Origin of the sequence: Thioclava sp. JE_KL1, assembly GCF_009296265.1 — a bacterium.
GTDB lineage: Bacteria > Pseudomonadota > Alphaproteobacteria > Rhodobacterales > Rhodobacteraceae > Thioclava.
Window position 1 is genome coordinate 1 of sequence record NZ_WBJS01000009.1, and the last position, 21,010, is coordinate 21,010.

A 21,010-nucleotide genomic window follows, 5' to 3' on the forward strand; every position below is an offset into this window, starting at 1 on the left:
TTGACCTCCCCCGTCACGGCCTTGAGGCCGGGCGGCTGCACGCCTTCCGCCGGATCGGAGAAGATGAGACCATCGCCGGTCACGCTGATGACGGGTGCGTCATCAAAGGTGCCCGACCAGGCCGGATTCCCGAGGCACAGCAGCAAAGCGGCGGGCGCTACGGTGCGTTTCAAATTGGTGAGTAGTGTATTCGACATTCTTTGTCCCCATTCCCCAAGGCAAACGCTACGACAAGAAATCGTACGTCAATCAAGCCACTCTTTACGTAATTGAACTGACAACCTGTCCGTGCGTTTGCCTCGGCGCGTTTCAGAAGTTCCCTCGCACGGACTTCAGTCACCACGCTAAGCTTCCGCCCGGAAGCTTTCTTTGATTTGCATCAATGATTTGGTGGGGTGTTCGGGGTGTTGCGGAAAAGCGACGGGGTGGATGTTGCTTTTGTTTTGCCGCCTATGAATGGCCTTGAGAAGGGGCTGCGGTTTGCAGCCCGAAAACGGCCTTGAAAGCACAGGGCGGCGCGGAGAATTCCGCCCGCCCTGTGCGCGGTTTCGTGCTATTCAGCCGCCGTCTCGGTCGGCATCGCGGGCAGGTCGCTATCCGCCACGAGATGCCCGTCTCCGAGATTGCGCAGCATCAGGCGCTGCGGTCCGGTGCCCAGCTTGTAGACCGGGCTCGGCACCTCGCCGGACAGGCGCGGCGTGGGCTCGCGGACCTTGTCGGGGTCGGGGATCGGCACGGCCGCCATCAGGCGCTTGGTGTAGGGATGCTGCGGCGCGCCGAAAATCTGCGCGCGCGTGCCCATCTCCACGATCTGGCCCATATACATCACCGCGATCCGGTCCGAGATATTCTCGACCACCGCCATGTCGTGGCTGATGAACAGATACGCGATGCCGAATTCGCGTTTCAGTGCTTCGAGCAGGTCCAGCACCCGCGCCTGCACCGACACATCCAGCGCCGAGACGCTCTCATCCGCGATGATCAGTTTCGGCTGCAGCGCTAGCGCGCGGGCGATGCAGATCCGCTGACGCTGACCGCCCGAGAACTCATGCGGATAACGGTCGAGCTGATCGCGGGTTAGGCCGACGCGCTCGAAGAGGCCCGCGACTTTTTCGCGCTGCTCCTCGGGCGTGCCGATCCCGTGGATGACCAGCGGCTCGGCCACCAGATCGCCCACGCGCATCCGCGCATCGAGTGCCGCCATCGGGTCCTGAAACACGATCTGCACGTCGCGGCGCATCTCTTTCATTTTCGCGGCGCTCAGCCCGCCCATCGTGTGTCCCGCGACCTCGATGCGGCCCTGATGCGGCACGAGGCCGGTCAGCGCTTTCGCGATGGTGGATTTCCCGCAGCCGCTTTCACCCACCAACGAGAAGGTTTCGCCCTCCATGATGTCGAAGCTGACGCCCTCGACCGCGTGGACGCGATGCGTGACCTGCGACAGGATCCCGCCGCGAATGTCGAAATGCACCTTCACGTCGCGCAGCCGCGCCACGGGTTTCGCATCCGGGGACGCGCCCGCAGCACCGCTGCCATCGCCCATGCGCGGCACCGCGGCCAGAAGGTCCTGCGTATAAGCCTCGCGGGGGGCGGTGAAAATCTGCGAGACGGCGCCCGTCTCGACCGCCTGACCCTGTTTCATGACGATGACCCGCTCGGCCATCTCGGCAACGACGCCCATGTCATGGGTGATCAGGATGATTGCGGTGCCCATCTCGCTTTGCAGATCGCGCAGCAGGTCGAGCACCTCGCGCTGCACCGTCACATCGAGCGCGGTGGTCGGCTCGTCGGCGATCAGCACGTCGGGGCGCAGCGCCAGCGCCATCGCGATCATCACGCGCTGCCGCATGCCGCCGGACAGCTCGTGCGGATATTGCGTCATCCGGCGTTCGGGTTCGGAGATACGCACGCGGCGCAGCGCCTCGAGCGCGCGGGCGCGGGCCTCGCGTTTCGAGACGGGCTCATGCGCGCGGATCGCCTCGGAAAGTTGCAGGCCGATGCTCAGCACCGGGTTGAGCGACGTCATCGGCTCCTGAAAGATCATCGCGATGCGATTGCCGCGCATCGCGCGCATCCGGCTTTCGGGCAGGCGCGTGAGGTCTTCGCCCTGGAAGCGGATAGCGCCGGAGCTGATCCGAAGGGCAGGGGGCGGCAACAGCCCCATGATGGCCAGAGAGGTCAGCGATTTTCCCGAGCCGCTCTCGCCCGCGATGGCGATGGTCTCGCCGCGCGCAAGCGTGAAGCTCAGATCGCTGACCAGCGCCCGCTCGTGCCCCTCCGAGCGCACCGAGATCGTGAGCCCCTCGACGGACAGCACCGGCTGGGCGGGCTCCGGGGCCGTGACAGCCCCGGCTTGCGCTTGTTTCATTTCGATCATTCGAACACGTTTCTCGGGAAATAGAAGCTGACGACCCAGTTGGGCATATCGACGATCTCCGAAATACGCAGATCGCCACAGGTCGAGACCAGCATATAGGCGTCGACCGCCGACATGCCGCGTTGCGCGCAGAGAAGGTCGATCATGCCCGAGACCGCATCGCGCGCGCCCGACATCAGGTCGGGGCCGATGCCAGTCGTGACCTCGTAGCCCGCCGTGTCGAGGTGGCGCGTGACCGGCCCCGGCGTGGTGAAGCGCGGGAATTTCAGCGTCTCGTTCTTGATCAGATCGAAGCTGAGCACGCAGTTCATCGGGCTCTCGATCGCGGTGCCGCAGACCTCGCCGTCGCCTTGGGCGGCGTGGGTGTCGCCCACCGAGAACAGCGCGCCGTCGACCTTGACCGGCAGATAGAGCGTGGTGCCCGCAGCCAGATCGCGAATGTCGAGATTGCCGCCCACGCGGCGCGGGGGCACGATGGAATGCAGCCCTTTTTCGGCCGGGGCGACGCCGATGGTGCCGCAGAACGGCTTGAGGCCGACCTTGCCTTCGCTGCCCCAAAGCGCCTTGTCGGGCGAGGCCGCGTCGTATTTCCAGATCGTCAGCGCCGGATCTTCGAACTGATCCGCCAGCAGGCCGAAGCCCGGGATATTCGCGGTCCAGCCCCAGGCCGAGCCTTCCTGCTCGCGCGGGGTGAAGCTGTCGATGGTGACTTTGAGCACGTCGCCGGGCTTCGCCCCTTCGACATAGATCGGGCCGGAGACCGGGTTGATCTTGCCGAAATCGAGCGTCTTGACGTCTTCCACCGTCGAGGACGGCCCGAGCTGTCCGGCCGAGCTGTCGTGGCAGTGGAATTCGATGGTCGATCCCGGGGCCACCGTCTCGGCCGGGACAAACGAGTTGTCCCAGCCGAAATGGTGCTGTGCGCCATGGATCGTATAGTCACAGGCTTTGCACATGCGCGCTTACTCCGTCACGTACACGTAGTCGTAGTTGACCGGGATCGAGACCGGGTCGACATAGAGCGCATCTGCGCCACCCATACGGCCCGACTTCATGGTGTAGCGGTTCTCGTTGAACACCGGGACCCACGGGGCGTCTTCCATGACCTTCATGTAGACGTCGGACCATTTCTGCAGGCGCTCTTCCTGCTTGGCCGGATCGGTGATCGAATCCGCCTCGGTGGCCATCGCATCGAGTTCCTCGTTGCAATACCACGACCAGTTCCAGCCGCCCTCGACCGCGCCCGCGCAGCCCAGGATGGGCCCGTAGAAGTTGGACGGATCGGGGAAGTCGGCGATCCACGCCATGCCGCCCGACCAGATCATCGGCGCGGTCTTCGGCGTGCCGCCCGCCTCGATGACGTTGGCCTGCGCCAGCGCCTTGATGTCGACCTTCACGCCGATCTGCGACAGGTCCTGCTGGATCGCCTGCGCGATACGCGGGTTCGGGTCGGTGTTCATCACGTAGAGCTCGGTCTCGAACCCGTCGGGATAGCCCGCATCCGCGAGCATCTGCTTGGCCTTTTCCTGATCGAAGGGATAGCCTTCGTAATCCTTGGTATAGCCCGGCATCGACGGCGGCAGCGGCTGGTTCGCGGGCGTGGCGCGGCCGTTGATCATCTGCACGATGCGGTCCTTGTTGATCGCCATGTTCATCGCCTGCCGCACCTCGACCTTGTCGAAGGGCTCCATCTGGACGTTGAGCGTGATGTAGCCGGTATGCAGCTGGCCACCCACGACGACCCGCTTGGCCTCGTCGGGATTGTCCATCACCTCGTTGAACTTCGCCGGCGGGATGCCGTCGCCGGGCACGTCCACCTCACCTTGCTGCAGGCGCAGCAGCGCTACGATCGGCTCCTGACCGACTTCGAAGGTGATGCTATCGAGATAGGGCACGCCCGAGCGCCAGTAGTCGGCGTTCTTCTCGAACACGAGCTGCTGACCGATGGTCCAGTCAGACAGCTTGAACGCGCCGGTGCCGACGGGATGCTTGCCGAAATCGGTGCCGTATTCGTCGACCGCTTCCTTCGGCACGACCGAGGCGAAGTTCAGCGCCATCACGTGCAGGAAGGTCGCATCGGGGCGCGAAAGCTCGATCTTGACGGTGTAGGGATCGACGACGGTCACGCCTTCGAGGCTGGTGGCGGACCCGTCCGCCATCGCGTCATAGCCCTTGATCGAGCCGAAGAAGCCGGCGCCGGGCGACTGGGTCGCGGGGGTGGTGACGCGGTCGAGCGAGTATTTCACGTCTTCGGCCGTCATCTCGCGACCGTTGTGGAATTTCACGCCCTTGCGCAGCTTGAAGGTGAAGGTCGTACCGTCGTCGGAAATCTCGTAGCTCTCGGCAAGACCCGGGCGCAGTTCGGTGGTGCCGGGGACGTAATCCATCAGACCGTCGAAGACGGATTTGATCATCGACCAGTTCTGCCAGTCATAGCCGATCGCCGGATCGAGCGTGGCCACATCGTCCTTGTAGGTCACGATGATATTGCCGCCGGGCTTGGCGTTCGGATCGGGCTGGTAGTCCTGCGCCGAGGCGAAGCTGGCAAGACCCAGCGAGAGCGACAGCGCGCTTGTGGCAAGGATGTTTTTCATCAGGCTCATTTGAGGTGTTCTCCGTCAGTTGGACTTTTCTTTTGGTTCGCTCCCCGGTTGGCCCGGGGTATCTGATTGCGATCAGCGCAGCTTGATGCGCGGATCGATGAAAGGGGTGATCAGGTCGGCGAGCAGGTTGCCCAGCACGATCGCGCAGGCGGAAACGAGCGTGACGCCCATGATGATCGGAATGTCGACGCGCTGGATCGCCTGCCAGGCGAGCTGCCCGATACCGGGCCAGCCGAAGACGCTTTCCACGACGACGATGCCGGACATGAAGATGCCGATATCGATCCCGATCATCGCGATGATCGGCAGGATGGCGTTGGGCATCGCGTGCAGTGCCAGCACCCGGAAACGCCGCAGACCCTTGGCGCGCGCGGTGCGGATATAATCCGAGCGCAGCACGTCGATCATGCTCGAGCGCATCATCCGGCTATACCAGCCCGAGCCCATGATCCCGAGCGTGAGCGCAGGCAGCACGAGGTTCGAGAAGCTGCCGTAGCCGCCGATCGGGAACCAGCTCAGCTTGACCGCGAAGACATAGAGCAGGAGCAGGCCGATCACGAATTGCGGGGCAGAAACCGCGACGAAAGAGGTGATCATCAGCGACTGATCGAGCGCGCCCCCGCGCCGGATCGCAGCGACGATCCCCAGCGTGAGCCCCATGATCAGCTCGGCCACGATCGCGCCCAGCATCAGAAGAAGCGTCGCAGGCAGACGCGCGGCAATCAGGGTCGCGACTTCGGTCTTCTGCAGATAGCTGCGCCCCATATCGCCTTGGACCAGCCCGGTCAGATAGTGCCAGTATTGCACGATGAAGGGCTGATCGAGGCCAAGCTGGTGGCGGATATTGGCCACCGTCTCCGGCGTGGCCGAGCGGCCCGCGATCTGGCGCACCGGGTCGGCCGGCAGCACGAAGAGCAGGAAGAAGGTAATGAAGGACACGCCCAGCAGGATCAGGGCGGCCTGGATCAGGCGGCGGATCAGATAGGCCAGCATCACTCACGCCCTCTCTGCGTCGGGTCGAGCACGTCGCGCAGCGCGTCCCCTACGAGGTTGAAGGACAGCGCCAGCAGCAAGATCGCGGCGCCCGGGATGAAGACGAGCCACGGGGCCGCCTGGAAATAGGTCTGGTTCTCGAAGATGATATTGCCCCAGCTTGGCGTCGGCGGCTGAACGCCCACGCCGAGATAGCTCAGCGTCGCCTCCAGCAGCACCGTGGTCGAAATCCCCAGCGTGCCCCAGACGATGATCATCGGCACCAGATGCGGCAGGATGTGACGGAACAGGATGCGCACCGTCCCTGCGCCCAGCGTGCGCTCGGCGGCGACGAATTCGCGCTCGGCCAGCGCCGAGGTCTCGGTAAAGACCACGCGGGCGGTCTGCACCCAGTTCACCAGCGCGATCACCATCGCGACGATCCACAGCGACGGCGTGAAGATCGCGGCCAGGCAGATCGCAAGCAGCAGAGCCGGGAAGGCCATCATCAGATCGGTGAAGCGCATCAGCACCGCGCCGATCCAGCCGCGGAAATAGCCCGCGGTGACGCCGATCAGCGTCCCGATGATCAGCGCGAGGCCGTTCGCGACCACACCGATGATCAGCGAGGTCCGCGCGCCATAGAGGATACGCGAGAACAGGTCGCGGCCCAGCAGGTCGGTGCCGAGCCAGAACTTCTCGCCCGGCGGCATGGGCGAGCCTTCCAGCGTTAGCCCGTCGAACATCTGCTCCTGCGGCTCGAATGGCGCGATCCACGGCGCGAAGATCGCCCCGAGCGTCACGATCGCGATGATCGCAAAGCCCAGCAGCGCGAGCTTGCGGCGCATCAGGCGGCGCAGGGCGCTTTGCGGTCGGGCCGGTCCCTCAGCCAAGGTCGCGTCGGTCATCACTCTTCCTTTGTTCGTCATGGTTGGCGACGATGCGGCGCGCGGCGTCTTCGAACGTCACGCGCCAGGCCATCGCCATCTGGCGCAGCTGGTCATAGGCCTCGGCCTCGCTCTTGCCGCGCGCGGCGAGCAGCGTGACCGCCCGCACCACCGTCTGGCGCTCATCGAGCCTGCGACGGAGATCCGCGATCTCGCCCGAGAGCTGCGCCCGCGCCTCGAAAGCGAGCTGCGCGATCAGCAGCGCCGAATAGACCCCGCCATCGCCCACGGGTTTGAGGATCTGCGCATGCGCGCCGGCCTCCAGCGACCATTCGATCCGGCCCGGCGCTTCGGTGCCGATCAAGGCGATCATCGGCATCGGGCTTTCGCCCGGTTTCCACGGGAATTGCTCGTCATAGCCCTGATCGGCGTCAAAGAAGACGAAATCCCCCGAAAGAGCCTCGGCGGGCAGTTCGGGCCAGCAATGCACGACCGTCAGGCCGATCGCGCGCAATTGCCGCTCGAGCGCCTGCACGGTCGCGTGGGGGCGATGCAGGATGTAGGCGCGCGCGCCGCCGAGATCGGGGATGCGGATCTTGCGCTTCATGAGACCACCTTCAGCCGGGGGGCTCCGGGCGCGATCGGATTGCGGCCGCGTGCGAGATAGGGATCGCCCGCGACGGCGTCGAACCGCTCGCGGACCGTGAAGGCGCCGTTCTCGACCTGCGCGATCAGGACGGGCAGGGCGGTGTGATGGGTCGACAGGTCGATCCCTTCCGAGCCCTGCGGCGCATCGTGCAACAGCTGCGCGAGGCTCTGCTCGGCGGCGTCTTCATGCCCCGAGAGCAAAATCGCGAGGCGATAGACCGACGACCAGGCGGCGGCTTCATGCGAGGAGCCGAAATTGCGCTGCGCCTGCGGCCAGCCGGTCGCGCCCCGGAAATAGGGCCCTGCGGCGACCAGCCCTTCGACCGCGTCCGGGTGAATGGCGGGCAGCTCGCATTCGGTCAGGTTGCACGACAGGATCGGGCAGGTCTCGGGGCGGAAATGCGCGTCTTCCTGCCCGAGCTTGTGATACGCTTCGAGGAAAGCGTATTGCGACGGGCCGATCAGATTGTTGAGGATGAAATTGGGCCGGGTCGCGCGGATCTCATTGATCATCCGCTCGACATCCAGCGAGCCGAGCGGCAGGTAACGCTCGCCCAGAACCTCGCCGCTGGCGCTGAGGATCACGTCCCGCGCAAGCCGGTTCATCTCCCAGCCCCAGATGTAATTCGAGCCGGTCAGGAAGCCCCGCCGCCCGAGCCGCGCAAAGGCCCAGCCAAGCAGCGGCAGCAGATGCTGGTTCGGGCAGGCATGGGTGTAGACGACATGATCGGACGCCTCGAACCCCTCATAGGGCACCGCATACCAAAGCGTCCCGCCCGCCTTCTCCAGCGTCGGGATCACCTCTTTGCGGCTCCACGAGGTGACGCAACCGACGACATGGCGGGCGTCGCTGTCGCGAAGGATTTCTTCGCAGAGCGGTCCGTAGGCGTCGATATTGCCCTGCGGATCGCGCTCGATCGGGGCGAAGGTGATCGGGAGATCGGGCATCGAATTGATCTCGGCAATCGCGCTGAGCGCCCCGGTCCGGCAGGCTTCGGAGATCAGCGAATAGCTTCCCGAGCGGGAATACAGCAGGCCAAGTTCAATCCGTTTCTTCATTTCCACTCTTGCAGACCCTCTGAGCCAAAACGCAAAACGCCCCGCTGACTGACCGCTAAAGTGCGGAGTCAAAGCGAGGCGCGAATGCCGTTCGGGTTATTCCGATGTGTGTTTAGGTTTGCAGCGCGCCCGTCAGCGGACAAGCGCAAATTGCGAAACCGCGCCGGGATCGGGAGTCAGAGCGGGATTTTCAGGGTGAGTTGCATAAAATTTGTGCACAAAAGCGTCATGTGAGCGCGGATTAGTCTCACGCCGCAGTGAGAATCGCGCGTGGCGATTTCTCAAAAATCGTCTGCAATGACGGTCCAGATCGAAGGGCGCCCGGGTCCTGATGGCGACCGGAGTTTCGGATTGCGACCTGCTCCGTCGCAGCAGTTCCGGGGGTGAGACAGGACGTTCGCCTTTCCCGGGATCACGGACGCACGCAAATTCGTGAATACTTGCGAAATGACATAACCCGTGCAAACCTCGCACACACAGGGGGAGGAAAGAGAGTTTCCGCTTTTGAGGAGACGTCGGAAGCTTGGCGTTCACGCCGACTCACGAAACCGCGATTCGCTTGGAGGAGTGCCGTCGCGTGTTTTCGCCCTCCCGCTCACTTCGGTCCCGCATCTGTCGGGGTCGCAACCAAACGGGGAGGAACCATGAAAAATCTGACCACTCGCAGACATGCGTTACGCACTCTTGCCGCGGCGGGCGCTGCCAGCCTTGCTGCTCCGCATATCGCCTCGGCCCAAGCCAATGGCACGACCTGGAAAATCCAGACCTCGTGGCCGGGCGGCGTCGGTCTCCAGACCTTCAAGGACTGGTGCGCCACGATTCAGGAAAAAACCGGTGGCGAACTCGCCTTCCAGCCGTTCGGCGCGAATGACGTCGTGGGCGACTTCCAGCTCTACGACGCGGTGAAGAACGGCGTGCTCGACGCGGTCAACCCGTTCACCATCTACGTGCAGGGTATCATCCCGGCGGGGGTGTTCCTGACGTCCTATCCGCTCGGTCTGCGCAACCCGCATGAATTCGACGTGTTCTATTACGGCCTCGGCGGGCTGGAGATGGCGCGCGAACTTTATGCGGCGCAGGGCATGTATTTCGTGGGCCCCGTCCATCACGGCCCGAACATCATCCACTCGAAGGTGCCGATCCGCTCGATCGACGACTTCCGCGGCCGCAAGATGCGCCTTCCGGGCGGCATGGTCGCCGATGTCTTCGGCGAGATCGGCGCGGAGACCACCGTGCTTCCGGGCTCGGAGATCTTCCCGGCGCTCGAGAAGGGCACGATCGACGTGGCCGACTATGTGGGCCCGGCGGTGAACTACGCGCTCGGCTTCAGCCAGGTGACCAGCTACATCTCGATGGGCCCGCCCGGCATGATGTCGCTCTATCAGCCGGTGGACATCATGGACATCACCGTCGGCATGGACGCGTGGAACAAGCTCAGCCCCGAGATGAAGCAATTCGTCGAGATGGAGACCCACGTCTATTCCGACATGCATCACGCGGCGATCCAGAAGGCCGACCAGGAGGCTTGGGCCAAGTTCGAGGCCGACGGCACCGAGGTCACGCGCCTCAGCCAGGACGATGTGGAGCTGATGACCGAAGTCGCCGTTCCGATCTGGTTCAAATACGCCAATCGCGACAAGGACAGCGCGCGGATCTTCAAGACACAGCTCGATTACATGATGTCCGGCTCGCTGGGCTATGTGACGCCCGATCTGGTCGACGGTCTGGAACTGAAGCTCTGATTTGATCCGACAGACAGTGTGACGGGCCCGCCCTTTGGCGCGGGCCCGGTTCAACTGATGGCTGGGCATGACCCGGCAACAGGGGGTGGGCAATGCCCAGTATCGACTTTACTCTACCGCATTGGGCCTATTGGGCGGGGCTGATCCTCTTCCCGATCATTGCGGCGACGCTGGCCAACCGGCCACGCAAGACGGAGCGGCGTTATTCGCTCTCCTTGGGCTATTTCATTCTCGTGACCGGGGGGATGCTGGGACTGCATCGCTTCTATGTGAAAAGCCTGCTGGGCTTTCTCTTCATCCCGGTCTTCATCGCCATTCTCTATGCGAATGCGCAAGGTCACGATGCGCGCGGCACGGTCTCCGACATGTCGAACGTGGTGCGCATGGCCGAGCGCTCGCTAGAGCGCGAACAGGAACGCGTCGACACGGCGCAGGCCGATCTGCCCAAGCTGCGCGAGGAACTGGCAGCCGCCGAGGAAGGCAGCTTCGCGCAGAAGCGCGCGCAGCGAAATGTCGATCGCGCCGAGAAGCGGGTCACGGATGGCGAGGCGGTGATCGAACAGGCGCAGGCCGATCTCGTCGAAGCGCGCCCGAAGCGGGACGCGGCTGCCGCCGTGCTCGCGAAATGGCGCAGCATCTCGAAATATGCCTTCTGGGTACTGCTCGCAGGGATCGTCATCGACGCGCTCCTGCTTCCGATGCTGGTGCGGCGCGCGAATGCCGCGCTGCCCGAGCACGAGGAGGAAAGCGAGGTCGAGCGGCGCCTCGAAGCGCTCGAAGACGAGGAGATGAAAGACGACTCCCGTCATATCTCGTCGGGCTGGACCGGCTGGATCGACCGGCTGTCGCTCAAGGCGGGCGAATTCGTCAGCTATTGGGCGATCATCGCGGTCTTCGTCTATTATTTCGAGGTGATCAGCCGCTACGTCTTCAACAGCCCGACCAACTGGGCGCATGAGGCGATGTATCTGATGTTCGGGATGCAATACCTGATCTCGGGCGCCTATGCGATGCTGACCGAGAGCCATGTTCGCGTCGATATCTTCTACGCGCCGCTGTCGAAACCGCGCAAAGCGTGGGTCGACCTGCTGACCTCGGTCTTCTTCTTCATCTTCGCGGGCACATTGCTGGTGACGTCGTGGATCTTCGCGATGGACGCGATCGCCGTGCCCACGGGCAACGGGCTCATCTCGCAATGGGCACGCGGCGAAATTCCGACCGGCGAGATGCTGGCGAACTGGAACTTCGCACAGTGGACCGATGCGAATGTCCGCTGGGGCGAGATCAGCTTCAATGAATGGGAGGTGCCTCTGTGGCCGATGAAATGGGTCATGGTGATCGGCGCTCTGCTGCTTGTTCTGCAGGGCATTTCGAAATTCGCACAAGATCTGCGGATCGTAATGGGCAGGGGCTGATACATGGGACTTGAAATTGGAATTGAGTGGCTGACACTCATCATGTTCGGCTCGCTGGTCGTCCTGCTGATGGCAGGGCTTCCACTGGCCTTCGTCACGGGCGGTCTGGCCTGTGTCTTCCTGTTCGTGCTGGGCGACGAACGCGCGCTCAACATCGTGCCGAGCCGCATCTTCCCGCTGATGACGAACTACCAGCTCTCGGCGATCCCCTTGTTCATCTTCATGGCGTCAATGCTGGAGAGGGCGGGGATCATCAACGAGATGTTCGACGTCATCTACAAGGTGCTGGGCGGGGTGCGCGGCGGTCTGGCCGCGGCCACGATCATCGCCTCGACCGTGCTGGCCGCGATGGTGGGCGTGATCGGGGCTGCGGTGGTGACGATGGGGATCATCGCGCTGCCGGCGATGCTCGATCGCGGATATAACGCGAAGATCGCGATGGGCTCGATCATGGCGGGCGGCACGCTCGGCATCCTGATTCCGCCGTCGATCCTTGCGATCATCTACGCGGTCGTGGCCGAGCAATCGGTGGGCGAGCTGTTCATCGGCGCAGTCATTCCCGGCCTTCTTCTGTCGGGCATGTATGTGGCCTATGTGCTGATCCGCTGCGCGATCAATCCCGAGATGGGCCCGCCGATCCCGCCGGAAGAGCGCATCACGGGGCGCGAGAAGATCCGCCTGATGAGTAACATGTCGGCGCCGATCTCGCTGATCGTGATCGTGCTGGGCGTGATTTTCACCGGTGTCGCGACGCCGGTGGAAGCGGCTGGCATCGGCACGTTCGGCGCGATCATCGTGGCGGCGATCCACCGCAAGCTCGACTGGCAGACGATCCGCGAAGCCGCGGTCACCACGCTCAAGGCCTCGGCGATGGTCATCTGGATCATGTTCGGCGCGACCATCTTCGTCGGGCTCTACGTGCTCGAGGGCGGCCAGCAGTTCGTGCAGAACGCGTTGCAGGCGACCGGGCTCGGGCCTTGGGGCATCCTGATCATCATGCAGCTCGTGCTGATCATTCTGGGCATGTTCCTCGACTGGGTCGGCATCCTGCTGCTCTGCGTGCCGATTTTCGTGCCGATCGTGAAGGCGCTCGGCGCCGAGGCCTTCGGGCTGAGCGATCCTGATGATCTCGTGCTGTGGTTCGGGGTGCTCTACCTCGTGAACATGCAGATGAGCTTCCTGTCGCCGCCCTTCGGCTATGCGCTGTTCTATCTGCGCGGGGTGGCACCGCCGGAAATCCCGATGGGCGACATCTTCCGCTCGGCGCTGCCGTTCCTAGCGCTTCAGGTGGTGGGCTTGTTGCTATGCATGTTCTTCCCGGAGATCATCATCTGGCTGCCGAAGCTGGTCTACGGTTGATCGCTCGCACCTGGACCGGAAGAAATGACGAGCCCCGCGCAGTGCGCGGGGCTTTTTTGTCTGTCGGTTCAGGTTCCTGCCGTAAGCCTCGGCAGGGTGCCACGGGGTATCCTCACGCAGAAAATCGCCGTCTGCGAAAGTCTGCCGGCAACTTTCGGACCTTGAGCGATACTTCTCCGGATCAATCTCCGTTGCGGCAACCGACCCGTCCAAGCCGTTGACTTTACCGCGGCTAATTGGCTTACCTGCTGTATTGAAAAGAACTGGAGTGCCTGCACATGCCGCAAACAGCGACGGCAAATATCCTGAACATCCTCGAATCCGATTTCTCCGGCGTCGTGGAGGAGTGGCTTGGCACTCAGGTGAAAGAGGGCGTGAAACGCTCTGACCTGTTTTCCGACTCCGAGAGCCGTGCGCAGAACCAGGAACTTCTGAAGGCCTTCACCAAAGGTGTCCGTGCGGGCGTCGTGAATGAAGAGTTCAGCCTGGACGACGACGAGTGGGAAGACCTGCGCGCCGTTCTTGCCGATGTCAGCAAGGAACGTGTCGGCCGTGGCGTGACGCCGACCGAGATGGCGACCTTCGTGCTGGCCCTCAAAGCCCCGCTGTTTACGCGGCTCGAGGCGATGACGGATATCGAAAGCGGCAAGCTTATCAGCGACGTGCTGATGGTGACCCGTCTCGTCGATGCTTTCGCGATCTACACCAACGAGATCTTCATCGGCGAGCGTGATCAGATCATAGAGCGCCAGCGTCAGGAAATGCTCGAACTCTCGACCCCGGTTGTCGAGCTCTGGGACCGGGTCCTCACGCTGCCGCTGATCGGCACGCTGGATTCCGCCCGCGCGCAGGAGGTCATGGAGAACCTGCTGGAGACGATCCTCGAGCGGCAGGCCGAGGTGGTGATCATGGACATCACCGGTGTCGGCACGGTCGACACGCAGGTTGCGCAGCACCTTTTGCGGGCTGCGGCCGCCGTGCGCCTGATGGGCGCGGAATGCATCATCAGCGGCATCAGCCCGATGATCGCGCAGACCATGGTGCAGCTCGGCATCGACGTGGGCACGGTGTCTACCCGGTCCAGCATCCGCACGGCCCTGGCCGATGCATTGCAGAAGGTCGGCTACGTCATCAAAACCAGCGAGGTTTCCTGACGTGTCGGGTGTGACGTCCATAAACCTGGTCGAGAACGCGCTTCTCGTCTCCATTCAGGACGACGTCACCGATACGGAAATCGTGGAGCTGCAGGACACGTTGTCGAACCGGATCGCGAAGGAAAACGTCAAAGGCGTAATTCTCGATATCAGTTCGCTGGAGATCGTCGATACCTTCGTCGGCCGTGTCATTGCGCAGCTCGCTGGCATTTCCAAGCTGCTGGCCGCTGAAACCTACGTTGTGGGGATGCGGCCCGCGGTTGCGGTGACCTTGGTGGAGCTGGGCATGTATCTGCCCGAGACCCGTACGGCGCTCAGCCTGACCCATGCACTCACTCAGTTGCGGCGTGCCTGATCCAAACGAAACATCCAGCAGACCCGCGGTTGCGGAGATAACGCTCGCGACCAGTCGCGATGTCGTCGCCGCGCGCCAGGCGGTTGCGCGAATTCTCAAGGAACGCGGGTTGTCGGCGGTGCGGATCACCCGGTTCGCGACGGCTGTGAGCGAAATCACCCGCAACGCCATCGTCCACGGTGGCGGCGGCAAGATTTCAATTTATCTCGACGGTCGTAACGAGTATCTGCGCGTCGAATGCCGGGACGAGGGACCGGGGATCGAAAATGTGACGCTGGCCATGTCCGAGGGCTATACGACCGCGGGCGGGCTCGGCAAAGGTCTTGGCGGCGCCAAACGCCTCTCACATGGGTTCGAGGTCCACTCAGCGCCCGGGAAAGGAACAACCGTTTCCATGAGCGTGAAGCTATGAACCAGTGGGTCGAAATTGATGATCGCAGCGCCGTGGCCGTCGTGAGGCGGCTTGCGCGGCGCCATGGCGTCGAGATCGGTCTTCCCGAGACTCGCGTCGGCGAACTCGCGATCGTGGCCACGGAGGCCGCGACGAACATCCTGCGCTACGCAGAGCGTGGTCGCGCCCTGATCGAACTCGTGCGGCAGCCCGGCGCCGATGTCATCAACATGATCTTCACCGATCGCGGGCCGGGGATCGCGGATATCGACCGGATGTTCCAGGACGGCGAAAGCTCCACCGATTCCGCCGGGCTCGGGCTCGGGGCGATCGTGCGCCTGTCGGATACGTTCGACATCTTTAGTTCGCCCGACACCGGGACGACGATCGTGTGCACTTTTGGCGGGCGACGCGACGGGGCTGATTGCGGCGTCGACGCTGTGGGGCTGCGCGTCTGCCACCCGAACGAAGTCACTTGCGGCGATGATTTTCAAATCCGTCAGACCCCGCGCGCGACCGATGTGTTGCTCTGCGATGGCCTCGGGCATGGCCCTGCCGCCGCCGAAGCCGCCAGCGAAGTCATCGAGGCCGCTGGCGCTGCGGGCGGGCTCTCGTCCGAGCCGGGCAAATTGATGCGCCAGATTACCGAGCGGCTGGTCGGGCGGCGCGGCGCGGTGGCTGCGCTGATGCATATCGCCCAACCGCAGATGGAGCTGCGCTACGCGGCGCTTGGCAATATCTCCTCCTTGCTGGTCGGCGCGAATGGCATTCGCCGGATGGCGGTGCGGGACGGTCGCATCGGTGGCGCGGCGACCCATGGCTACGAGGAAGTCGTGCAACTGGAGGCGGGGGACATGGTCATCCTGCATAGCGACGGTTTGAAAACCTTGCGGGAGGCGCATTTCCCGCCCGGACTGCTGAAGAAAAGCCCGCTTTTGATTGCCGGATTCCTTCTGGATCGGGCCTTCCGCGGACGCGACGACGCCAGCATCGTCGTCTTGCGTATCAACCGGGAGCGCGAGCAGTGAAAACGACGAAGCTCACCACCGTAACCCTCGAAAAAAGCACCGACGTCGCCCGGTTGCGCGACGTCGCGATGACATTGACCAGCGTTCTCCAATTCAGCTCCTTCGAACGCACAAGGACCGTCACAGCCGTCGTCGAACTCGGCCGCAACGCGATCGAGCATGGCCAGAAGGGCCGCGCGACCTTTTCGCTGACCGAGGCGGAGGGCAAGCCTGCACTAGGGCTCCTCGTGACCGATCAGGGGCGGGGCATCCCGAAGGAGAACCTTCAGCCTGATGGCGCGCCGTCCTCCGCGACAGGGATGGGGCTGGGGCTTCGCGGCGTGCAGCGGATCGCCACGCGTTTCGATGTCCAGACCGGCCATGAGGGCACGCGCATCGATGCGGTTTTCGTGTCTTCTGCCGTTCTGCCGGCGGGCGCCCAGCTCGTCGATCAGGCGACCGAGGCGCTCGATGCCCTCAGCGCCAAGGATCCGACGGCGGCGCTCAACGAACAAAACCGCGAGCTGAGCGAGGAGATCACGGAACGCGACCTGCTGATGCAGGAGCTTCACCACCGCACGGGCAACAATCTGGCCCTCATCGCCGCGCTCATTCGCATGAGCAAGTCGCGGGCCAGACAGGATGAAACCCAACAGGTTCTGACCGAGCTCGAAGTCCGCGTCGGGGCGCTCTCCAAGGCCCACGAGCTGATGCAGCGCGGAACCGACACCGGCAAGGTCGATCTGGCGGAGATGGCGGCGGAAGTCGCAAGGACGTCGGAACGCGCGTTCAGCGGCGGAAGCCTCGACGCCAATATCGAAGTGAGCTGCGCAGAGCTGCAACTCGACAGCAAGCTCGCCATCGACATCGGGCTCATCATCGGCGAACTCATTACCAATGCGTTCAAATATGCCTTCGTCGGCAGGGATAGCGGGACCATCCGCGTCGAGGTCTCCGGCGATGTGCAAAGCGGTATTGCCTTGGTGGTGTCCGACAACGGCATCGGCTTGCCCTCGGATGCCGAGCGGCCGGAGCGGTCGAATTCTCTGGGTTGGCGATTGATCCGGACGCTGACCTTCCAGCACGACGCGACCCTGACCGTGGATGGCACCGATGGGCTGCGCGTGTGCATCGAGTTCCCCGCGCAGGCCTGACAGTCGCGGCATGGCGCAGGGACGCGCGCGGTGCAGAAGGGTGCACGGCGAAGGACGCAGGAACATGAGCCGCGCAGGGGTGGCCCGAGGGTCCGATTACAGTCGCATTTTCAGGGATTGCGCACTTTCAGAGTGTTGATGTGTCGATCAACAAAGGAAAGTGGCGGAGAGACAGAATGTCTCGGTCGCCCCTCATTGCTCCTCAATAAACCTCAGAAGAATCCGGCAGGGCTTTGTTTTCAATATAGTTTTTCTGTCACCTCTCCTCATCGACACCCACCGGGATTTAGACGAGCTCAGTGCCGAAAGGTAACATTCCTTATCGCCGGGATTGACGAAGGAGTGGCGTAATGGGACTGACGACGAAACAGATCGAGGCGGCGAAATTCGGGGTCGGTCCGTCGCGGGTGCATGACGGCATGGGGCTTTATCTGCGGCTCTTCTCTGGCGGCGCCAAGGTTTTTGAGTTACGCCATCGGCAATCGGGCAAGCCGGGCTGGATCACGCTCGGACGCTTCCCCGAGATCGGTCTGCGCCGCGCGCGCGATCTGGCGGGCGCGACCCGTTTGATGCTAGAGCGCGGAATGCCGGCTGCGGATTTGCGCGTCCTTCTCAAGCTCGGCAAATTGGAGACGCTCGACGCCGCTCTCATCACGCAAAAGCCCGACATGCCGGGACCGGTTGTCACGCCGAGCTTTCGCGAGATGGCGAAAATCTGGTTCGAACAAAAGTCACCGGGCCTGCGCAACGGCAAGCATATTCAACAGAACTGGACGACGATCGAGACCTATATCTTCCCGCATTTCGGCGAGCGGAAAATCGATGAGATTTCGGTGGGCGAGGTCATCGCCGCGATCCAGCCGATCTGGCACAGCAAACATGAGACCGCCAAGCGCACGCTGGGCCGCACCAAGGAGATATTTGCCTTGGCAAAGATCCGCGAATTGCGCCCCGACAATCCGGCTGATTTCGACACCCGGATCGCGCTCGGGCCGGTGCGCAACAAGAAGGGGCATTTCGGATCGCTGCCCTATGAGCAGTTGCCGGATTTCTGGGCCTGGCTGATGGCGGCGCCTTGCGATCTGCAGACCCGGCATCTGGCGATGCTCATGGTGCTCTCGGCCAAACGCACCAAGGAATGCCGCCTCGCGCGATGGGAGTTTTTTGATCTCGAGGCCGGGATCTGGACCACGCCCGAGGATCTGATGAAGATGGCGCGCGTGCATCGGGTGCCGCTGAGCCGGCAGGTGTCGATTACACTCGACAATATCGCTCTGCTCTCGGGGGATGCGCCCCAGCTTTTCGCCAAGGCCAAGAATCGATCCGGTGTGGTGAGCGAGAACGCAGCATTGAACCTCGTGAAGCGCTTCGATCCGGCGATCACGGGTCATGGCTTCCGGGCAAGTTTCAAAACCTGGGCGCGGGCGCAAAAACGCTACGAGCGTGACGCGATCGAATTTGCGCTTGCCCATGAGCCAAATGCTCTTGAGGCAGCTTATCAACGTGAGGATCTGCTGGAGGAGCGCGCCCAGCTGATGCAGGACTGGGCCGATTTCGTCACCGACGGGCAGGATCCGGTCCGATTGCGCGATCTTGCCTCGCGCGATCAGCGCTGAGGCGGGACGGGTCTCAGGGCCAGGACGGGCCGTCCTGATCGGGATCCGGGGCGGGATCGGGAGGGGGCGGATCGGTCTCGACGGCAGGGGGCTGTGGACGCGTGTTCCGCAAGGCCTCGTAGGCGCTGCGGGTGATCGCGAGGATCTTTCCTGTCTGCAGTGGCGCATCTTTCGGAAGCGGCGCGCGAAGCATGCCGGATAGGGCCGCAAATCGAGGCAGGAAGGCGTGCAGCGCCTTGCCGAGCCCTGCACGAAGCAGCGTCACCCGGTCGCGCCGCACCCCGATCTCGGCGCCGTCCTCAAAGCGAAGGCGGATGCGGCTCGCGGCGGGTTCGACCCGCATCTGAACCGGTGTGGCGGCTGCCTGCGCGGCCTGCCGGATCCAGGAGATCATCTCTCCGAGCGATCCGGGAACTGGCCCCCGAGCAAATCGATGATCTGGCTCTGCCGGTCTACGATCTCGGCGTTGCGGGCCTTTTGATCGGCCTTCATCTGGTCGATCTGGTAGGCCAGCGTCGCTTGACCCTCTGCGACCTCCTTCGACGCCTTTTGCACCTCGCCAATGGTCACGGCGAGCATCGAGATCAACTCGCTCAGAAGGCGGGCGAGCTCCATCGGATCGCCCTCCGGATGCTGAAGCTGGTCGAGGAGAAGATCGTGGATCATCGCCGTGCGATCCTCCGTGGTCTCGCCCGTTCGGATGATCTTGTCGAGCTTGCGATGCGCCGCGGTGAGGCCCGCTTGCGAAAGGGTCTGCTCGCGCGGTGTCATGGTTTCTACCGGCATTGTTGAGCTCCTTGAGAATGTTTAGCTGGTTCGTCAGGGTCGTGTGGTTAAATGGGCGGGTCAGCGCGACCAGCTCCAGTCTCGCGCGCAGGTTCTGCAGGCCGCGCGCGCGGTCGAAACGCTGGCGCATTACGCGCGGCTCCAGCTCGGGTGAGAGCTCGCCGCCGCAGATCGGTTCCAGCCCCGGACCGGAGAACGCGTAGCTCGGAACGCCGTAATTATTGCGGATCTCAGCGACGCGGAAGCCGTTGCCCCGACGCGCCATCGCCTGTTGGAATGCGTGGAAATCGCGGGGCTGGTCCTGGATCAAGATCCGGTTCACGACATTCGCCAGGTTCCGTCGCGCATTTGAGTGAATTCGGCGTTTCGGAAAATGAACGTCGAGCCGCGGGCCGCGCCCCTCGTCGAAATAGTAGGGCGCTGGCAGCCCGAGCCAGTGGCACAGCTCTCGGTCGACGCGCGCCAACGCGGTTTTCGATGTCACGACATCGATCCAACGGCCAGCGAACGTCATGGTCAGCACAACGCAGTGGAAATGTTGAACCGCGCTGCCGGAATGCTCCCATGCCATCCACGGCACGGCAGTTGCAGGGAGTCCTAGCGCCTCGAACATCGTCTTCAGGAAGTCGATCTTCGCTGTGGGAAGAAGTTCCAGCGTGTCCGGGAGCGAGATCGTGATGAACAGATATGGCCGGGCCATCTGATGCCGCGGGCGCAGGCTCGAGATCTGGTCGCGGATCAGCCGGTCCCCCAGATGCAGAACCGTGCCGCCGATGAACCGGGCATCCGGCCCGCGGTCCGCGTAAAGCCCGGCGGTGTGCGCGTTCGTGTGCCAGCTCAGGTGCGGTCGCATTTAGGCACCTCTTGCGCGATCACCAGGAAGGCTTCCAGAGCGGTGATCGCATCGCTGAAGCGAACGATCTCAGGATGGATCTTCTCAAAAAACGGGATCGGACGATCTTGGGAGAGCAGGCCATTCACGGCGAGACACAGCTCACCAAGGAGCGCGCTCAGCTGATCGTTCTTGTAGACATGCCCCGAGAGCAGGGCCGCGCGGGCATAAGCGGCCTTGCTGGGAAACCCACCCGCATTGGCGAGTGCCCAGAACCGCTCGGCTTCTTCCGGCTTGAGCGTCACCTCGACCCGTTCGCTTGCCGTGCCGCGCGTTCCTCGCCTCATTCCTCGGCTCCAAAGTAGTCGGCGCGCGGCAGGGCGCGGATGAACGCTTCGACCTCGTCGAGGCGCCAGCGAATGCTCCCCGGTCCCAGCCTCAGCGGGATCGGGAAACCGGGATCTTCGCGAAGCCGCCGGTCGATCGAGGCCTCGCTCCAGCTCAGTTTCTCAATCAGGTCCATCTTCGTGATAAGGCGCAAGGGGGCCACGCCCTGAAGCGGAATATGCTCCATAGTCATCTCTTTCTTCATTTGCGTTTGAGACCGGGGAGGTGCTGTCGGGCGGGGCAGGTCCCTTGTGCCGCGCCGTGAT

The 21,010-nt window shown here is 63.4% G+C and carries 21 protein-coding genes; 9 read left to right on the forward strand and 12 right to left on the reverse strand.

Annotated elements, in window-relative coordinates; all coding sequences use genetic code 11:
* The 8 genes from F8R15_RS16580 to F8R15_RS16615 all read right to left on the reverse strand — a co-directional run.
* Nucleotides 1-197: hypothetical protein (locus tag F8R15_RS16580; RefSeq protein WP_152845332.1), on the reverse strand; the 197-nt coding region annotated here is incomplete at its 3' end.
* A 356-nt stretch (nt 198-553) separates the two neighbouring features.
* Nucleotides 554-2,368 (reverse strand): ABC transporter ATP-binding protein, encoded by a 1,815-nt coding sequence (locus tag F8R15_RS16585; protein ID WP_152845333.1) that lies wholly within the window; start codon nt 2,366-2,368, stop codon nt 554-556.
* A 5-nt stretch (nt 2,369-2,373) separates the two neighbouring features.
* Nucleotides 2,374-3,333, reverse strand: a complete 960-nt coding sequence (locus tag F8R15_RS16590) for an acetamidase/formamidase family protein (protein ID WP_152845334.1) — start codon at nt 3,331-3,333, stop codon at nt 2,374-2,376.
* Nucleotides 3,334-3,339: 6 nt separating this feature from the next.
* On the reverse strand, nt 3,340-4,971 hold the full coding sequence (locus tag F8R15_RS16595; protein WP_152845387.1) for an ABC transporter substrate-binding protein: 1,632 nt from the start codon (nt 4,969-4,971) through the stop codon (nt 3,340-3,342).
* A gap of 81 nt (nt 4,972-5,052) precedes the next feature.
* Nucleotides 5,053-5,973 (reverse strand): ABC transporter permease, encoded by a 921-nt coding sequence (locus F8R15_RS16600; RefSeq protein ID WP_152845335.1) that lies wholly within the window; start codon nt 5,971-5,973, stop codon nt 5,053-5,055.
* On the reverse strand, nt 5,973-6,860 hold the full coding sequence (locus F8R15_RS16605) for an ABC transporter permease (protein ID WP_078550588.1): 888 nt from the start codon (nt 6,858-6,860) through the stop codon (nt 5,973-5,975). The genes F8R15_RS16600 and F8R15_RS16605 overlap by 1 nt, the downstream gene beginning before the upstream one ends.
* Nucleotides 6,838-7,446 carry an ANTAR domain-containing response regulator gene (locus F8R15_RS16610; protein WP_078541264.1) on the reverse strand — a complete coding sequence of 203 codons (609 nt, stop codon included), beginning with the start codon at nt 7,444-7,446 and terminating at the stop codon, nt 6,838-6,840. Before F8R15_RS16610 ends, F8R15_RS16605 begins: the two co-directional genes overlap by 23 nt.
* Entirely contained in the window at nt 7,443-8,546 is a 1,104-nt protein-coding gene (locus F8R15_RS16615; RefSeq protein ID WP_152845336.1) for a transporter substrate-binding protein, read from the reverse strand. The genes F8R15_RS16610 and F8R15_RS16615 overlap by 4 nt, the downstream gene beginning before the upstream one ends.
* A gap of 644 nt (nt 8,547-9,190) precedes the next feature.
* On the opposite strand from F8R15_RS16615, the gene dctP reads away from it, so the two are divergent.
* The 9 genes from dctP (at nt 9,191) to F8R15_RS16660 (ending at nt 18,739) form a co-directional block, all read left to right on the forward strand.
* On the forward strand, nt 9,191-10,288 hold the full coding sequence (dctP, locus tag F8R15_RS16620) for a TRAP transporter substrate-binding protein DctP (RefSeq protein ID WP_078541260.1): 1,098 nt from the start codon (nt 9,191-9,193) through the stop codon (nt 10,286-10,288).
* Between the two features lie 92 nt (nt 10,289-10,380).
* The gene (locus F8R15_RS16625) at nt 10,381-11,703 is read left to right on the forward strand and encodes a TRAP transporter small permease subunit (protein WP_152845337.1); all 1,323 of its coding nucleotides are present in this window, start codon (nt 10,381-10,383) and stop codon (nt 11,701-11,703) included.
* Nucleotides 11,704-11,706: 3 nt separating this feature from the next.
* Complete coding sequence (locus tag F8R15_RS16630) at nt 11,707-13,062, forward strand: TRAP transporter large permease subunit (RefSeq protein WP_078572209.1); 1,356 nt, start codon at nt 11,707-11,709, stop codon at nt 13,060-13,062.
* Between the two features lie 278 nt (nt 13,063-13,340).
* Complete coding sequence (locus F8R15_RS16635) at nt 13,341-14,216, forward strand: STAS domain-containing protein (protein ID WP_078523189.1); 876 nt, start codon at nt 13,341-13,343, stop codon at nt 14,214-14,216.
* Nucleotides 14,217-14,226: 10 nt separating this feature from the next.
* Nucleotides 14,227-14,571, forward strand: a complete 345-nt coding sequence (locus F8R15_RS16640) for an STAS domain-containing protein (RefSeq protein WP_232621759.1) — start codon at nt 14,227-14,229, stop codon at nt 14,569-14,571.
* On the forward strand, nt 14,564-14,983 hold the full coding sequence (locus tag F8R15_RS16645; protein ID WP_246832064.1) for an ATP-binding protein: 420 nt from the start codon (nt 14,564-14,566) through the stop codon (nt 14,981-14,983). The genes F8R15_RS16640 and F8R15_RS16645 overlap by 8 nt, the downstream gene beginning before the upstream one ends.
* Nucleotides 14,980-15,990, forward strand: coding sequence for an ATP-binding SpoIIE family protein phosphatase (locus tag F8R15_RS16650; protein ID WP_152845338.1), 1,011 nt, complete (start codon nt 14,980-14,982; stop codon nt 15,988-15,990). The genes F8R15_RS16645 and F8R15_RS16650 overlap by 4 nt, the downstream gene beginning before the upstream one ends.
* On the forward strand, nt 15,987-17,123 hold the full coding sequence (locus F8R15_RS22115; protein ID WP_152845339.1) for an ATP-binding protein: 1,137 nt from the start codon (nt 15,987-15,989) through the stop codon (nt 17,121-17,123). Before F8R15_RS16650 ends, F8R15_RS22115 begins: the two co-directional genes overlap by 4 nt.
* Before the next feature lie 350 nt (nt 17,124-17,473).
* Nucleotides 17,474-18,739 carry a site-specific integrase gene (locus F8R15_RS16660; protein WP_134332387.1) on the forward strand — a complete coding sequence of 422 codons (1,266 nt, stop codon included), beginning with the start codon at nt 17,474-17,476 and terminating at the stop codon, nt 18,737-18,739.
* Between the two features lie 13 nt (nt 18,740-18,752).
* Here the strand turns inward: F8R15_RS16660 and F8R15_RS16665 are convergent, their stop codons facing one another.
* From F8R15_RS16665 to F8R15_RS16680, 4 genes are all read right to left on the reverse strand, one after another.
* Nucleotides 18,753-19,133, reverse strand: a complete 381-nt coding sequence (locus F8R15_RS16665) for a hypothetical protein (RefSeq protein WP_152845340.1) — start codon at nt 19,131-19,133, stop codon at nt 18,753-18,755.
* Nucleotides 19,130-19,525, reverse strand: a complete 396-nt coding sequence (locus F8R15_RS16670; RefSeq protein WP_152845341.1) for a hypothetical protein — start codon at nt 19,523-19,525, stop codon at nt 19,130-19,132. Before F8R15_RS16670 ends, F8R15_RS16665 begins: the two co-directional genes overlap by 4 nt.
* A gap of 837 nt (nt 19,526-20,362) precedes the next feature.
* Nucleotides 20,363-20,704, reverse strand: a complete 342-nt coding sequence (locus F8R15_RS16675) for a hypothetical protein (RefSeq protein WP_152845342.1) — start codon at nt 20,702-20,704, stop codon at nt 20,363-20,365.
* Nucleotides 20,701-20,931 carry an AlpA family transcriptional regulator gene (locus F8R15_RS16680; protein WP_166741381.1) on the reverse strand — a complete coding sequence of 77 codons (231 nt, stop codon included), beginning with the start codon at nt 20,929-20,931 and terminating at the stop codon, nt 20,701-20,703. The genes F8R15_RS16675 and F8R15_RS16680 overlap by 4 nt, the downstream gene beginning before the upstream one ends.
* Nucleotides 20,932-21,010 lie beyond the last annotated feature (79 nt).